The sequence below is a fragment of the Variovorax paradoxus genome, from assembly GCA_016806145.1.
GTDB lineage: Bacteria > Pseudomonadota > Gammaproteobacteria > Burkholderiales > Burkholderiaceae_C > Variovorax.
This window is the reverse complement of sequence record CP063166.1, coordinates 6598456-6613918: the sequence shown is the minus strand read 5'-3', so window position 1 is coordinate 6613918 and position 15463 is coordinate 6598456. Positions and strand designations below refer to the sequence as shown.

Here is a 15463-nt window from a genome sequence, read left to right as displayed (position 1 = left end):
GAGCGAGTCATGACCCGGACCCTCGCGCGTCGGGCCCTGATCGCGGGCGTGCTGCTGGCCCTGCTGCTCGCGCTGCTGCGGCTGTGGCCGCATGCCCCGCTCAGCGAGACGGTGGGCAGCTCGCGCGCCGTCTATGCGCGCGGCGGCGAGCTGTTGCGGCTCACGCTCGCGGCCGACGAGCAGTACCGGCTGTGGGTGCCGCTCGAGCGCATCTCGCCCACCCTGATCGACGCAGTGCTGCTCTACGAGGACCGGCGCTTCCACGCCCACCCCGGCGTCAACCCCGCGGCCCTGGTGCGCAGCGCCTGGCGCATCGCGAGCGGCGAGCGCCGCCAGGGCGGCTCCACCCTCACGATGCAGCTCGCGCGCCGGCTCTACGGCATCGACAGCCGCACGGCCGGCGGCAAGGTCGCGCAGATCGCCGCCGCGCTGTGGATCGAGGCGCGCCACGGCAAGCGCGAGATCCTCGAGGCCTACCTCAACACCGCGCCCTACGGCGGCAACATCGAGGGCGTGCAGGCCGCGAGCCTGATCTATTTCCGCAAGGACGCCGCCAGGCTCAGCCTGCCCGAGGCGCTCACGCTCGCGGTGATTCCGCAGAACCCGGTCAAGCGCATCGCCGAGCGCGGCCGCAACACCGAGCTGCAGGCCGCGCGCGAACGCCTGTGGGCGCTGTGGGCCGAGCGCGATCCCACCGCGCGCCAGCATGCGCCCGACGCGCAGCTCGTGCTCTCGGCGCAGTCGCGCGGCAGCCTGCCCTTCCTGGCGCCGCACCTCACAGACATGCTGCTCGCGCAGCCGCGAAGCGATGCCGGCGTCGCGGCGCCGGTCGAGATCCGCGCCACGATCGACCTGCGCATGCAGTCCACGCTCGAGCGCGTGATGGCCCAGTACCTGCGCACGCATGCCGACGTCGGCATGAACAACGCGAGCGCGCTGCTGCTCGATGCCTCGACCATGCAGGTGCGCGCGCTGATCGGCTCGGCCGACTGGCACGACGACACCATCGCGGGCCAGGTCAACAGCACCCAGGCCAAGCGCTCGCCGGGTTCCACGCTCAAGCCCTTCATCTATGCGCTCGCGCTCGACCAGGGCCTGCTGCATCCGAAGACCATGCTGAAGGACGCACCGACCGCGTTCGGCCCCTACGCGCCCGAGAACTTCGACCACCGCTTCGCCGGGCCGCTGTCGGCGCAGGAGGCGTTGATCCGCAGCCGCAACGTGCCCGCGGTCGCGGTGGCCGCGAAGCTCTCGAAGCCGGGCCTCTACGACTTCATGCGGCTGGCCGGCGTGCAGAAACTGCAGAGCGAATCGCACTACGGCCTCGCGCTGGTGCTCGGCGGCGGCGAGGTCACGCCCGAGGAGCTCGCGGGCCTCTACGGCACCCTGGCCAACGGCGGCATCGCGCAGCCGCTGCGCTACACCGAGCCCGCGCCCGACGAGCGGCCCGCGCAGCCGCTGCGGCTGCTGAGCGAGGAGGCCTCGTTCATCACGCTCGACATGCTGCGCCAGACGCCGCGCCCCGACACCACCCTGCCCGCGCGGCCCGCCATCGCCTGGAAGACCGGCACCTCCTGGGGCTTTCGCGATGCCTGGACCGCGGGCGTGTTCGGCCGCCACGTGCTGGTGGTGTGGGTCGGCAACTTCGACGGCAGCAGCAACCCCGCGCTGGTGGGTGTCGACGCGGCCGCGCCGCTGTTCCTGCGCATGGTCGACGCGCTGCGCGCCGAGCGGCTCGATCCCGGCGAGGTCGCCGTCACGCAGCCGGCCAACCTGCGCCAGGTCGAAGTCTGCGCCGCCACCGGCGGCCTGCCCGATGCGCTGTGCCCGGTGCGCACGCGCACCTGGTTCATCGCCGGCAAGTCGCCGATCCAGGTCAGCAACCTGCATCGCGCCGTGTGGGTCGACGAGACCACGGGCAAGGTGGTCTGCGGTCCGCAACCGAACGCGCGCCAGCAGGTGGTCGAGCAGTGGGGCAGCGACATGCGCCGCCTGTTCCGCCAGGCCGGCCTGCCGCGCGCCAGCGTGCCCGCCGACGGCTGCGAGCAGAAGGATGCGGGCGCGCCCGAGGCGGCCCCGCTCATCAGCTCGCCACTGCGCGGCGTGCGCCACACGCTGCGCGTGGCCAGGCCCGAGCCGCTGGTGCTGCGCGCCGAAGCCGCGGCCGGCACGCAGACTCTTTACTGGTTCGCCGACGATGCGTTGGTCGGCCGCGTCGCGCCCGGGGAAGGCCTCGCCTGGATGCCCGATATGGCCGAGTCGGGCCGGCGCTATGTGCTGCGCGTGGTCGACGACCAGGGGCGCGCGGAGTCGCGTGAAGTGATCGTCGATATCGCACCTTAGTGGCAGTCATGTCACCGCGGCGTCACGCGTCGTCGGCAAGGTCTCGCGTTTTCGACTCGGACTCCCGACCTCCAATGAAGAAGACGCGCCTTTCCCTCCTCGCCCTGGCCGCCGCCGCCGCGTTCGCCGCCACCGGTGCCTCGGCCCAGACCGCCTTCCCCGCCACCCTCGCCGGCCATGCCGTGCTGCCCGCGCAGAGCTTCGTCGCCGCGCCGAAGGACGCGCCCAGCGACCTGCAGGTCAGCGGCAAGTTCACCACGCCCAAGCGCGTGGAAGCCATCGGCAGCGTCGAGGGTCTCTCGGGCGGCCGCGGCACCGGCGTGTCGCTGCCCTTCAAGGGCCAGCCGCTGCAGGGCCACTCGGGCATCAAGAAGATGGACGACGGCAGCTTCTGGATCCTCACCGACAACGGTGCCGGCGCGAAGGCCAACTCGCCCGACTTCATGCTCTACCTCAACCACTACAAGGTCGACTTCAAGAGCGGCAAGTTCCAGCGCCTGGCCACCGTGTTCCTGCACGACCCCGACAAGAAGGTGCCGTTCCGCATCGTCCACGAGGGCAGCAAGCAGCGCTACCTGACCGGCTCCGACTTCGATCCCGAGAGCTTCCAGTTCGCCGGCGGCGCGCTGTGGATCGGCGAGGAGTTCGGCCCCTACCTGATCAAAGCCGACCTCCAGGGCAAGGTGCTCGCCGTGTTCGACACCCAGGTCGACGGCAAGGTCGTGCGCTCGCCCGACAACCCCGCCGTGACCACGCCCGGCGTGCCCGGCGGCGCGGTCGACTTCCAGATCAAGCGCTCCAAGGGCTTCGAGGGCATGGCCGCCTCGAAGGACGGCAGCAAGCTCTACGCGCTGCTCGAAGGCCCGGTGTGGAACGCCGAGGCCAAGGACTTCGAGAAGGTCGAGGGCAAGGAAGCGCTGCGCGTGCTCGAGTTCGACGTCGCGGGCGAGAAGTGGACCGGCCGCCACTGGAAGTATGTGCTCGAGGCCAACGGCAACGCCATCGGCGACTTCAACATGATCGACGGCACCACGGGCCTGATCATCGAGCGCGACAACGGCGAAGGCACCAGCGACAAGGCCTGCCCCGAAGGCCAGAAACGCACCGACTGCTTCCACGACATCGCGAAGTTCAAGCGCGTCTACAAGGTCGAACTGAGCGACGCCAACGTCGGCGGCCCGGTGCGCAAGATCGGCTACATCGACCTGCTGAACATCGCCGACCCCGACAAGCTCGCGCGCAAGCCGCTCAACGACGGCGTGCTCAAGTTCCCGTTCTTCACCATCGAGAACGTCGACGTGGTCGATGCCACCCACATCGTCGTCGGCAACGACAACAACCTGCCCTTCTCGAGCAGCCGCGAGCCGAACAAGGCCGACGACAACGAGCTGGTGCTGCTCGAGGCGGGGGCGCTGCTGCAGGCGAAGTGAGCGGCGGAAGCGCCCGCTATCGCCCTGCGTTCGGGTCGAGATAGCAGGGCGTTTCCTTGGGGAAATCGTACCAGATGAGTATTATTCTCATTCTCCCGGCCCTGGCCTCTCCCCTTTTTGCATGACTTCCCGAACGACCTCGCACGCCGTCCGGCGCGCGGCGTGAGCGCCGGCCTGCGCTATCGCCTCGGCGTGGCCTCACGCGCCATCGCCGCCATCGCCGGCGGTTACGGCGTGGCCGCGCTCTCCGCCGCCGCGCTCGCGCTGTGCCTGCCCGCCGCCTTCGGCATGGCGCGCAGCGAAGCCGCGATGACCGGCACGCTGGCCTCCTTCCTCGTGTTCGCGGTCGCGGTGATGTGGGTGTTCGCGGCGCGCAGCGCGTGGCGCGCCTGGATCGGACTGGTCATCGCCGCGGCGCCGCTGGGCGCGCTGCTATTGGTGCTGCCCACGCCGGGAGCGGGCGCATGAAGGAGGGCTTCCGCCAGTCGATGGCCTGGCTGCACACCTGGTCGGGCCTCCTGGTCGGCTGGGTGCTGTTCATGGTGTTCGCGGCTGGCACGGCCTCGTATTTCAAGGACGAGATCACGCTCTGGATGAAGCCCGAGTTGCACGGGCTTTCGCGCACGCCGGTGCCGCAGGTGCAGGCCACCGAGGGCGCCTACGCCTACCTGCAGCAGCACGCGGCCGACTCGCCGCGCTGGTTCATCACCTTGCCGACCGAGCGCGAACCCTCGACCAGCCTGTTCTGGACCCGGCCCGCGCCGCCGGCCGGCTCGCCGCCGCGCGACCGGCGCGACCGCTTCGGCCGCGCGGTGCTCGACGCGGCCAGTGGCCAGCCCTCGGCGGCGGTGCGCGAGACGCGCGGCGGCGAGTTCTTCTACCGCCTGCATTTCGACCTGCACTACATGCCCGCGATCTGGGGCCGCTGGATCGTCGGCTTCTGCGCGATGTTCATGCTGGTGGCGATCCTCAGCGGCATCGTCACGCACAAGCGCATCTTCAAGGACTTCTTCACCTTCCGACCGAAGAAGGGCCAGCGCTCGTGGCTCGACGCGCACAACGCGACCGCGGTGCTGGCGCTGCCCTATCACGCGATGATCACGTACACGGGCCTGGTCACCCTGATGTTCATGTACATGCCCTGGGGCCCGCAGGTGGCCTACAAGGACAGCGGCGGCACGCAGACCTTCTTCTCCGAAGCCTTCGCGGGCGGCGTGCGCGAGCAGTTCAAGGCCGCGGGCCAGAAGGCGCCGATGGCACCGGTCGCGCCGATGCTCGCGCAGGCCTCCGCGCACTGGGGCGGCGCGCCGGTCGGCCGCCTCACCGTCAACTCGCCGAACGATGCCAACGCGACGGTCATCGTGCGCCGCGCCGAAGGGCCGCAACTGGGGTCCGAGCAACCGTCGATGGTCTTCAACGGCGTGACCGGCGCGCTGATCGGCGCCTACGGCGACAGCATGCGGCCCGCCGTCGAGACGCGCAGCGTGCTCTACGGCCTGCACATCGGCCGCTTCGGCGATCCGCTGCTGCGCGCGCTGTTCTTCGTCTCCGGCCTCGCGGGCTGCCTGATGGTCGCCACCGGGTTGCTGTTGTGGGCCGTGAAGGAGCGCCAGAAGTTCGCGAAGCGGCTCAAGCAGGGCGGCCGCGTGAGCTTCGGCCTGCGGCTGGTCGACGGCCTCAACCTCGGCGCGATCGCGGGCCTGCCGCTCGCGATGGCCGCCTTGTTCTGGGCCAACCGGCTGGTGCCGTTCGACACGGCCGACCGCGGCGCGGCCGAGATCGGCTGGTTCTTCGCGGTCTGGGGCGCGGCCGCGCTGCTGGGGCTCGCGCGGCCCACGCTGCGCATGTGGCAGGCGCAGCTGGCCGCGGGCGCGCTGCTGTTCGCGCTGCTGCCGATGCTCAACGCCTTCACCGGCCCCGCGCCGCTCACGGTCAGCCTGCGCTCGGGTCCGAGCGCCGTCGCCGGCTTCGACCTGGTGTCGATCGCGCTGGGCCTGGGGCTCGCGGGCGCGGCCTGGATGGTGGAACGCAAACGGCGCAAGGCCCTGAGCACCTCGGCCAAGAAAGCCGCGAAGGCCGACCCGGCCGATGACGCGGCGGACTCGCCTGCGCTCGCCACCTCGGGCCAGGGATCGTGATGAACGCCTTGCTGATCGCAACCGTGTTCGCCGCCTCGCTCGCGGGCTTCTGCGCGCTGGGCCTCGCAATGGATCGCCACAACGAGGACGTCTTCGGCCGCGGCAGCACGCCCGGCCCGTGGCGCCGCTGGCTGCAGCTCGGCGGCAGCGTGGCGCTGTGCCTGTCGCTCGTCGCCAGCCTGCGCGCCGCCGGCCATTCGATCGGCTGGGTGCTCTGGCTCGGCGCGCTCACGGCGGCCGCGCAGACGGTGGTGGGGCTCTTGAGCTATGCGCCGCGCCGCTTCCACTGGGTGGCGTCGGCGGCGGCGGCGATCGCGCTGCTGACGGGGCTCGGGTGCCTGGTGCTGGCGGCGCTGGGCGATTGAGCCGCCGCGCGGCGCTCAGGCCCGCATCAGCGCCTCGATCTCGTCCGCCTTCACCGGCACGCCGCGCGAAATGAGTTCGCAGCCGGTGGCCGTGACGATGGCGTCGTCTTCCGTGCGGATGCCGATGTTGTGGAACTGCTCGGGCACGCCGTCGGCCGGGCGCACGTAGATGCCGGGTTCGAGCGTGAGCACCATGCCGGGCTGCAGGATGCGGCTCGGGCGGTTCTTGATGAGCTCGTTCGACAGCGGGTCCTTGCGCTCGCTGACCTCGCCGACCTGCGTGGGCTCGACGTAGCTGCCGCAGTCGTGCACGTCCATGCCGAGCCAGTGGCCGGTGCGGTGCATGTAGAACTGGAAGTAGGCGCGGCTGTCGATCACGTCGTCGAGGCCACCGACCTTGTTGGCGTCGAGCAGGCCCAGGTCGAGCATGCCCTGCGCGAGCACGCGCACGGCGGCGTCGTGCGGGTCGTTGAAGCGGTTGCCGGCCTTGGTGGCGGCGGCCGAGGCGTCCTGGCTCGCGAGCACGAGGTCGTACAGCGCGCGCTGCGGGCCGGTGAACCTGCCGTTGGCGGGAAAGGTGCGCGTGATGTCGCTGGCGTAGCCGTCGAGCTCGCAGCCGGCATCGATCAGCACCAGCTCGCCGTCGCGCACCGGCGCGGCATCGGCGCGGTAATGCAACACGCAGGCGTTGGCGCCGGCCGCGACGATGGAACCGTAGGCCGGGTACTGCGAGCCGCCGAGGCGGAACTCGTGCAGCAGCTCGGCGTCGAGGTGGTACTCGCGCACGTCCTTGCCCTCGCGCAGCATGCGCGCCGACAGCTGCATCGCGCGGATGTGGGCGCGGGCGCTGATCTGCGCGGCGCGGCGCATGATGTCCTGCTCGTGCGCGTCCTTCACGAGGCGCATCTCGTCGAGCGGGCCGCAGAGGTCGCGCTGCTCCTCGGGGCACAGCGCGCCGTAGCGCACCCGCGCGCGCACCGACTGCAGCCAGCCGTCGACGCGGGTCTCGAGGCCCTTGTGGGTGGCGAACGGATACCAGACGACCGAGCGGTTCTCGAGCAGCTTGGGCAGCTTCGCATCGAGCTCGGTGACCGAGAAGGCCTCGTCGAGGCCGAGCGCCTCGGGCGCGGCGTCGGGGCCGAGCCGGTAGCCGTCCCAGATCTCGCGCTCCAGGTCCTTGGGCGCGCAGAACAGCGTCGCGCGGCCGTCGCCGCCAAGCACCAGCCAGGCGTTGGGCTCGGTGAAGCCGCTCAGGTAGTAGAAGTAGCTGTCGTGGCGGAACAGGAAGTCGCTGTCGCGGTTGCGCTGGCGTTCGGGCGCGGTCGGGATGATCGCGATGCCGTCCTTGCCCAGTTGCGAGGCGAGGCGAGCGCGGCGCTCGGCGTAGATCTTCTTGGTGTCGGTGGTGGTCATCGCGTGGAGACTTCCTCTGAGACGGGCTGGCTACGAAGGCCGGTTGAGTTCGGCGAGGCGCTCGGGCGTTCCCACGTCGGTCCAGGGGCCGGTGTAGAGCTCGGCGCTCACCAGGCCATTGTCCATCGCGGCACGCAGGATCGGCGCCAGCGGGGCTTTGACGCCGCCGGGATTGCCGCCAGGGATGGCGCAGTAGGGCGGCGCGAACAGCGCGGCGCGGTACAGGCCGATGGTCGAGAAGGTGTGGCGCGGGCCGTTCGGCGTGTTGAGCGCGAGGCCCTCGGCCGAGAGGCCGAAGTCGCCCTTGGGGTTGTGCGCGGGATTGGGCACCAGCCACAGGTGCGCGAGCTTGCCGCCCGCCACGAAGCGCTCGACCGCGGCCTGGGTGAAGACGAAGCCGGGCGCGAACACGTCGCCCGCCGCGACCCAGAACGGATCGCCCAGCAGCGGCAGCGCGCGCACGATGCCGCCCGCGGTCTCGAGCGCGCCGCCGAAGTCGCGGGCCTCGTCGGAGTATGAAATCGATAGCGCCACCTGGCCGTCCAGCAACGGTTTCGAGCCGAAGTGGCTGGAGATCCGGTCGCCGAGCCAGGCCGTGTTGAGCACCAGTTCGGTGAAGCCGCCGGCGGCCAGCGCTTCCATCGGCCATTGCATCAGCGGCTTGCCGCGGACCTCGAGCAGGGGCTTGGGGGTGGTGTCGGTCAGCGGCCGCATGCGCTCGCCGCGACCGGCCGCGAGCACCATGGCCTTGGCCGCCACCGTCGCGTTCCCGCTCAAGCGCTGGCCGCCACGCGCCCGCGTTGCAGCTCGTTGCGTTCGCTGTGGCGTGGGCGGAACAGCGAGACCAGGCAGTCCATCAGCGCATGCGCCTTGGCCGAATGGTCGCCGCCGAAGTTGCAGACGTAGACGTCGAGCGTGACGGCGCGCTGCTCGGGCCAGGTGTGCAAGCACAGGTGCGATTCGGCCAGCAGCACGGTGGCGGTGACGCCGCCGGGGCCGTGCGAGGTGGCCGGGAAGCCGTGGACCAGCTTGCCCACCGGCTGCAGCCCCGCGGCCGACACCGCCTTGAGGCAGACGGCGCCGAGCGCCTCGCCATCGGTGAACCACTGCGCGCCGCATTGGCAGTCGTGAAGGTCGGCGGTGAGGTGCAGCCCGTGCATATGTCCGCGACTTTAGTACATCGCTCATGAGGGAAAACGCGGGTCCGCCCGGCTGCGCAAAATAAGCGCAGAGGGGTGTAGAGAGGCTGTCGGTGCCGATTCGGGCTCGCCCGGTAAAATCGCGGGTTCTCCCGAGTCCCACCCACCCAACTCCCCCGAAAGTTCCCTGCCCATGGCCAACCAAGCCCTGATGGCCAACGCGATCCGCGCGTTGGCTATGGATGCCGTTCAACAAGCCAATTCCGGACATCCGGGCGCACCGATGGGGATGGCCGACATGGCCGTCGCGCTGTGGGGCGAGCACCTGCGCTACAACCCCGCCAACCCGCACTGGTTCGATCGCGACCGCTTCGTGCTGTCGAACGGCCATGCCTCGATGCTGCTGTACGCGGTGCTGCACCTGACCGGCTACGACCTGCCGATCGACGAGCTCAAGAACTTCCGCCAACTGCACAGCAAGACCGCGGGCCACCCCGAGGTCGACGTGACCCCCGGCGTGGAAACCACCACCGGCCCGCTGGGCCAGGGCATCACCAATGCCGTGGGCTTCGCGCTGGCCGAGAAGCTGCTGGCCGCCGAGTTCAACCGCAAGGGCCACGACATCGTCGACCACCACACCTACGCCTTCCTGGGCGATGGCTGCATGATGGAAGGCATCAGCCACGAAGCCTGCGCGCTGGCCGGCGCCTGGCACCTCAACAAGCTGATCGCGCTGTACGACGACAACGGCATCAGCATCGACGGGCAGGTCAAGCCCTGGTTCATCGACAACACGGAAGAGCGCTTCAAGGCCTACGGCTGGAACGTCATCGGCCCGATCGACGGCAACGACGCCCAGGAAGTGTCGAAGGCCATTGCCAAGGCGAAGAAGGAAACGTCGCGCCCCACGCTGATCGCCTGCAAGACCACCATCGGCAAGGGCAGCCCGAACCGCGCCGGCACCGCCAAGGCGCACGGCGAGGCGCTCGGCGCCGAAGAGATCAAGCTCACGCGCGAAGCCCTGGGCTGGACCGCGCCGGCCTTCGAGATCCCGACCGAGGTCTATGCCGACTGGAACCACAAGGACGAAGGCCACCGCCTCGAGACCGACTGGAACGATCGCTTCGCCGCCTATGCCGTCGCCTACCCCGAGCTGGCCGGCGAGTTCACGCGCCGCATGAAGGGCGAGCTGCCCAAGGAATTCCACCAGGTCGCGTTCGACACCGTGGTGGCCGCGCACACCAAGGCCGAGACCGTGGCCAGCCGCAAGGCCAGCCAGCTCGCGCTGGAAGCGTTCACCGCCGCGCTGCCCGAAATGCTCGGCGGCAGCGCCGACCTGACCGGCTCGAACCTCACCAACACCAAGAGCACCGCCGCGCTGCGCTTCGATCCGAAGACCGGCGCCGTGGTCATGAACGTGCCGGCGGTCGAGGCCAAGCCCGGCGCGGAAGACGAAGCCAAGTCCGAAGCGCCGGCCGAAGCCCCGCACGGCACCATCGGCCGCCACATCAACTACGGCGTGCGCGAGTTCGGCATGGCCGCGATCATGAACGGCGTGGCGCTGCATGGCGGCTACATCCCCTACGGCGGCACCTTCCTGACCTTCAGCGACTACAGCCGCAACGCGATCCGCATGGCCGCGCTGATGAAGCGCCGCGTGATCCACGTGTTCACGCACGACTCCATCGGCCTGGGCGAAGACGGCCCGACGCACCAGTCGATCGAGCATGCCGCCTCGCTGCGCCTGATCCCCAACCTCGACGTCTGGCGTCCGGGCGACACGGCCGAGACCGCCGTGGCCTGGGCCGTGGCGCTGCAGAACCAGTCGCGCCCGACCGCGCTGCTGCTGAGCCGCCAGAACATCGCCTATGCGGCGAAGAACGAACTCGGCGACATCAGCCGCGGCGCCTACGTGCTGTCCGAGCCCGAACAGGTCGGCCTGAAGAACAAGAAGACCGCGGCGGTCATCATCGCCACCGGTTCCGAAGTGCAGCTCGCGCTCGCCGCGCAGAAGCTGCTGGCCGAGAAGAAGATCGCGGTGCGCGTGGTGTCGATGCCCTCGACCACCACCTTCGACCGCCAGGACCTGGCCTACAAGAAGGCCGTGCTGCCGAAGAAGCTGCCGCGCGTCGCGGTCGAGATGGGCTGCACCGACGGCTGGTGGAAGTACGGCTGCGCCGCCGTCGTCGGCATCGACACGTTCGGCGAATCGGCACCCGCGCCGGTGCTGTTCAAGCACTTCGGCTTCACGGCCGAGAACGTCGCCGCCACGGTCGAGGCCGCGCTGCGCGACTGAGGCCGCGGCGCGCCTTCCGTCCGATCAAGATCAGAGAAGTTTTTCAACCTTAGGAGCAAGTCAGATGGCTATCAAACTCGGTATCAACGGCTTCGGCCGCATCGGTCGCAACGTGCTGCGCGCAGCCGTGCAGAACTTCAAGAACGACATCGAAATCGTTGCCATCAACGACCTGCTCGAGCCCGACTACCTGGCCTACATGCTGCAGTACGACTCGGTGCACGGCCGCTTCAAGGGCGAGGTCACGGTCGAGGGCAACACGCTGATCGTGAACGGCAAGAAGATCCGCCTGACGCAGGAACGCGACCCCGCGAACCTCAAGTGGAACGAGGTCGGCGCCGACGTCGTGCTCGAGTCGACCGGCCTGTTCCTCACGAAGGAAACGGCGCAGAAGCACATCGACGCGGGCGCCAAGAAGGTGATCCTCTCGGCCCCGTCGAAGGACGACACGCCGATGTTCGTCTACGGCGTGAACGACAAGAAGTACGCCGGCGAAGCCATCGTCAGCAACGCCAGCTGCACCACCAACTGCCTGGCCCCGCTGGCCAAGGTGCTCAACGACAAGTGGGGCATCAAGCGCGGCCTGATGACCACCGTGCACGCCGCCACCGCCACGCAGAAGACCGTGGACGGCCCGAGCAACAAGGACTGGCGCGGCGGCCGCGGCATCCTCGAAAACATCATCCCGTCGTCGACGGGCGCGGCCAAGGCCGTGGGCGTGGTGATCCCCGAGCTCAACAAGAAGCTCACGGGCATGAGCTTCCGCGTGCCGACCTCCGACGTGTCGGTGGTCGACCTGACGGTCGAGCTGGTGAAGGAAGCCACGTACAAGGAAATCTGCGCCGAGATGAAGGCGCAGAGCGAAGGCGCGCTCAAGGGCGTGCTGGGCTACACGGAAGACAAGGTGGTGGCCACCGACTTCCGCGGCGACCCGCGCACCTCGATCTTCGACGCCGAAGCCGGCATCGCGCTCGACGGCACCTTCGTGAAGCTCGTGAGCTGGTACGACAACGAATGGGGCTATTCGAACAAGTGCCTCGAGATGGTGAAGGTCGTCTCGAAGTAAGCCTTCGAACCCGCCAGGAAAAAACGCGCTCTCCGGAGCGCGTTTTTTCTTTGGGGGCGCCGCCTTCAGCGCAGCTTCTCGTTGCGCCGTATCTCGCTCGCGAGCTGCCCCGCCATGCGCGCCGCGGCGCGCCGCGCGGCCAGGCCGAAGTCGCCCTTGTACTCGCCGAACTCGGCCGTGCCGTTGCCGACCGCGCGCACCCGCGTGACCTCGGCACCCGCGGCATCGGTGACCACGCACTGCACCTCGGCGGTGAACGAGGTCGGCGGCCAGGCGAGCAGCGAGGTGGAGCTCGAGTCGGTCGTGATCTTCGGCGTGAACACCAGCGCGATGCCGGCCGCCTGGTTGGCCTTCACGTCGTTCGCGGTGCGCAGCACCACCACGTCGCGGTAGACAGAGCGCAGCGCATCGCGCACCGGCTTCTCGAGGTCACGGTAGGGGAAGTAGCTGACCCTGTCGCCGCTGCCGCCGGGCGTGACCACCTGGGTGTCGCGCTGCGCGTCGGTCATCACGTAGGCCACCTTCTTCTGCACCAGGTGCTGCAGCGAACGCGGCGGCGCCGGGTCGGTGACCATGGTGATCGGATGGGTGCAGGCCGCGAGCAGCAGCGCGCCGAAGGCGAGGGCGGCGATGCCGGCGGCGCGCGCGCAGGAAGGGAGCAGGGACATGGCGGCGCCTCGTGTCGTTGTCGTCATGGCCGGATCGCCGCCACGAACTGCGGATCGGCATAGACCTGGCGCAGCAGCGCGCGCACCAGGCGCGGGTACTCGGCCTGGCCGGCCGGCACGGCCACCGCGGCGCCGTAGCCCGATTCGAACTTCGTCTCGCCGCGGTAGGTGCGGCGCAGCCGCTGCACGTCGCCGCGCGTGACCACGATCTCGACCTCCATGCGGCCGCCGCCGTTGAACACGCCGAGGTCGAGCTCGTTGAGCAGGATGCGCGCCGCGATGCGCGTGGGCGCCTTCGGATCGAGGATGGAGATCTCGGCCAGGTCGCGCCGCATCGCCTCCTCGAGGTAGAGCGCGAAGCTGCCGTTGGGCGAGACCAGGCGCGTGCTGCGCATGCGCACGTTGTTGACCCTGTCCTCGGGATCGGTGGGTTGCGCGCGCGCCACCGCCACCATGCCGGGGCGCGTGGCCTCGAGGCGGTCGAGCGCCTCGTAGTCGGCCGCGTAGGGCGGCGCCATCAGCGGCGCGCAGCCGCTGGCCAGCAGCACGAGCGCGGCCAGCGCGGCGGGCACCGCGGCGGCACGCGCACACCGGCGCGTGCCTTGCGAACGGAAGATCGCCATGTCCGTGGTCCCCTCTCTGTGTCGTTGAACGGCTGCCGGCAAAGGTAGCAGCATCGCGAGCGCGCGAATACAACGGAAAGGGGTAGGCGGCGAAGGAGAAAGAAGCAAAAGCGCCCGTCGGGCGCGCGACCTCAGACCGGCTCGAGCACGTGGATCAGCTTGCTCTCGACCAGCGCCTTGGTCTTCTCGCCATGGGCCTTCATGTGCGGCGCGACCGCATGGGCCTGCAGGTCGGCCAGCGTTTCCCACTTCTCGATCACGACGAAGGTGTCGGCGCCGAAGCTGGCCTTCGAGGGCGGGATGCCTTGCGCGTCGATGGTGGCGCCGTACTCGACGCAGCCCTTCTCGGCCAGCACCGCGGCGCGGTTCTCGGCGAAGGCGGCGAGCAGTGCGGCGCGCTGGCCGGGCTTGGCGGTGATGACGGCGACGACGTGGATCATGGGCGAGGGTCTCCTGGGGATGGGAAGAACGGGCCGGTGCGGCCGCGAGCCTTCGAATCTAAAAGATTCCGCGCGGGCCTGCCGGGGGCGCTGGTCCGATGGGCGACAAGACCGAGGGCTTGTCCCTATCATCGCGCGCATGTTCTTCCCGCTGCCCCGCACCGCCACCGCGCCCTTCTGTCCGTCCGAGGTGAAAGGCAGCGTCGCGGTGCCGCGGGAACTGTCCTTCGGCCGCAAGCTGCTGCGCTACGCGGGCCCGGGGTTGCTGGTGTCGGTGGGCTACATGGACCCGGGCAACTGGGCCACCGACATCGAGGCCGGCTCGCGCTTCGGCTACGGCCTGCTGTTCGTGGTGCTGCTCGCGAGCCTCGCGGCGATGCTGCTGCAGACCCTGTGCGTGCGGCTCGGGCTGATCGCGCAGAAGGATCTGGCGCGCGCCTGCCGCGAGCGCTATTCGCCGCGCGTCAACCGCTTCCTCTGGCTCGGCGCCGAACTCGCCATCGTGGCCTGCGACCTGGCCGAGGTGCTCGGCAGCGCGCTCGCGCTGCACCTGCTGTTCGGCGTCTCGATCCCGGTCGGTATCCTCATCACCGCCTTCGACACCCTGCTGGTGCTGGGCCTGCAGGGTGCCGGCTTCCGCCGCGTGGAGGCGATCGTGCTCGGCCTGGTCGGCACCATCGCGGCCTGCTTCGTGGTCGAGCTCGCGATGGCGCCGCCCAACTGGCTCGGCGTGGCGGTCGGCTTCGTGCCGATGCTCGAGCGGCTGCATCAGCCGGGCGCGCTCTACCTCGCGATCGGCATCGTGGGCGCGACCGTGATGCCGCACAACCTCTACCTGCATTCGTCGATCGTGCAGACCCGGCTGGTGGCGCCGACCGAGCCCGCGCGGCGCGAGGCGGTGCGCTTCTGCACGCTCGACGCGGTGGTCTCGCTGTCGCTCGCGCTGCTGGTCAACGCGGCCATCATGGTGCTCGCGGCCAGCGCCTTCCACGGCACCGGCCACACGGCGGTGACCGAGATCGACGATGCCTACCGGCTGATCGAGCCGGTGGTGGGCAGCGCGCTGGCGGCCACGCTGTTCGGCGTGGCGCTGCTGGCCTCGGGCCAGAGCTCGACCTTCACCGGCACCATCGCGGGCCAGATCATCATGGAAGGTTTTCTCGACCTGAAGATCCCGTGCTGGCAGCGGCGCCTGATCACGCGCGCGCTGGCGCTGGTGCCGGCCTTCGTCGGCGTGTGGTGGTTCGGCGACGGTGGCGTGGGCAAGATGCTGGTGCTGAGCCAGGTGATGCTGAGCTTCCAGCTGCCGTTCGCGATGTGGCCGCTGATCCGCTTCACGAGCGACCGCGCGCTGATGGGCGGCTTCGCGAACGGTCCGGTGGTGAAGTCGCTGGCCTGGCTGCTGTTCGGCGTGATCAGCGCGGCCAACGTGTGGCTGGTGGCGTCGGTGGTGCTGGGCATCGGTTGAGCGCCAAGTGCCAGATGGCGGATGCCGGGCGTGGATTTGCATCCGGTTACCGCGGCTTGGTCCGAGGCCGTGAT

Annotated in this window: 14 protein-coding genes; 8 read left to right on the top strand and 6 right to left on the bottom strand. The window is 69.9% G+C overall.

Annotated elements, in window-relative coordinates; translation table 11 throughout:
* Positions 1 to 9 precede the first annotated feature (9 nt).
* From pbpC to INQ48_30945, 5 genes are all read left to right on the top strand, one after another.
* Complete coding sequence (gene pbpC, locus INQ48_30965) at positions 10 to 2343, top strand: penicillin-binding protein 1C (GenBank protein QRF57644.1); 2334 nt, start codon at positions 10 to 12, stop codon at positions 2341 to 2343.
* A gap of 74 nt (positions 2344 to 2417) precedes the next feature.
* A complete protein-coding gene (locus tag INQ48_30960; protein ID QRF57643.1) occupies positions 2418 to 3773 on the top strand; it encodes an esterase-like activity of phytase family protein in 1356 nt (451 codons plus the stop codon).
* A gap of 162 nt (positions 3774 to 3935) precedes the next feature.
* Positions 3936 to 4241: a DUF3649 domain-containing protein gene (locus INQ48_30955; GenBank protein QRF60966.1), complete on the top strand. Its 306-nt coding sequence runs from the start codon at positions 3936 to 3938 to the stop codon at positions 4239 to 4241.
* Complete coding sequence (locus INQ48_30950) at positions 4238 to 5911, top strand: PepSY domain-containing protein (GenBank protein QRF57642.1); 1674 nt, start codon at positions 4238 to 4240, stop codon at positions 5909 to 5911. The genes INQ48_30955 and INQ48_30950 overlap by 4 nt, the downstream gene beginning before the upstream one ends.
* Positions 5911 to 6276, top strand: a complete 366-nt coding sequence (locus INQ48_30945) for a DUF3325 domain-containing protein (protein QRF57641.1) — start codon at positions 5911 to 5913, stop codon at positions 6274 to 6276. Before INQ48_30950 ends, INQ48_30945 begins: the two co-directional genes overlap by 1 nt.
* Before the next feature lie 15 nt (positions 6277 to 6291).
* Here the strand turns inward: INQ48_30945 and INQ48_30940 are convergent, their stop codons facing one another.
* From INQ48_30940 to INQ48_30930, 3 genes are read right to left on the bottom strand one after another with little or no spacing between them, the layout of a single operon-like run.
* Positions 6292 to 7689 carry an aminopeptidase P N-terminal domain-containing protein gene (locus tag INQ48_30940; protein QRF57640.1) on the bottom strand — a complete coding sequence of 466 codons (1398 nt, stop codon included), beginning with the start codon at positions 7687 to 7689 and terminating at the stop codon, positions 6292 to 6294.
* Positions 7690 to 7719: 30 nt separating this feature from the next.
* On the bottom strand, positions 7720 to 8433 hold the full coding sequence (locus INQ48_30935; protein ID QRF60965.1) for a nucleotidyltransferase family protein: 714 nt from the start codon (positions 8431 to 8433) through the stop codon (positions 7720 to 7722).
* A 29-nt stretch (positions 8434 to 8462) separates the two neighbouring features.
* Entirely contained in the window at positions 8463 to 8849 is a 387-nt protein-coding gene (locus tag INQ48_30930; protein QRF57639.1) for an S-adenosylmethionine decarboxylase, read from the bottom strand.
* Positions 8850 to 9021: 172 nt separating this feature from the next.
* On the opposite strand from INQ48_30930, the gene INQ48_30925 reads away from it, so the two are divergent.
* Positions 9022 to 11124 (top strand): transketolase, encoded by a 2103-nt coding sequence (locus INQ48_30925; GenBank protein QRF57638.1) that lies wholly within the window; start codon positions 9022 to 9024, stop codon positions 11122 to 11124.
* A gap of 64 nt (positions 11125 to 11188) precedes the next feature.
* A complete protein-coding gene (gene gap / locus INQ48_30920) occupies positions 11189 to 12190 on the top strand; it encodes a type I glyceraldehyde-3-phosphate dehydrogenase (protein QRF57637.1) in 1002 nt (333 codons plus the stop codon).
* Between the two features lie 65 nt (positions 12191 to 12255).
* Here gap and INQ48_30915 read toward each other — a convergent pair whose 3' ends face one another.
* The 3 genes from INQ48_30915 to INQ48_30905 form a co-directional block, all read right to left on the bottom strand.
* Positions 12256 to 12858 (bottom strand): hypothetical protein, encoded by a 603-nt coding sequence (locus INQ48_30915; GenBank protein QRF57636.1) that lies wholly within the window; start codon positions 12856 to 12858, stop codon positions 12256 to 12258.
* Positions 12859 to 12881: 23 nt separating this feature from the next.
* Entirely contained in the window at positions 12882 to 13481 is a 600-nt protein-coding gene (locus INQ48_30910; GenBank protein QRF57635.1) for a hypothetical protein, read from the bottom strand.
* Between the two features lie 131 nt (positions 13482 to 13612).
* Positions 13613 to 13921: an antibiotic biosynthesis monooxygenase gene (locus tag INQ48_30905; GenBank protein ID QRF57634.1), complete on the bottom strand. Its 309-nt coding sequence runs from the start codon at positions 13919 to 13921 to the stop codon at positions 13613 to 13615.
* A 139-nt stretch (positions 13922 to 14060) separates the two neighbouring features.
* Here INQ48_30905 and INQ48_30900 point away from each other — a divergent pair, with 139 nt between their 5' ends.
* Positions 14061 to 15389, top strand: a complete 1329-nt coding sequence (locus INQ48_30900) for an Nramp family divalent metal transporter (protein QRF57633.1) — start codon at positions 14061 to 14063, stop codon at positions 15387 to 15389.
* The last annotated feature ends 74 nt before the right edge of the window (positions 15390 to 15463 follow it).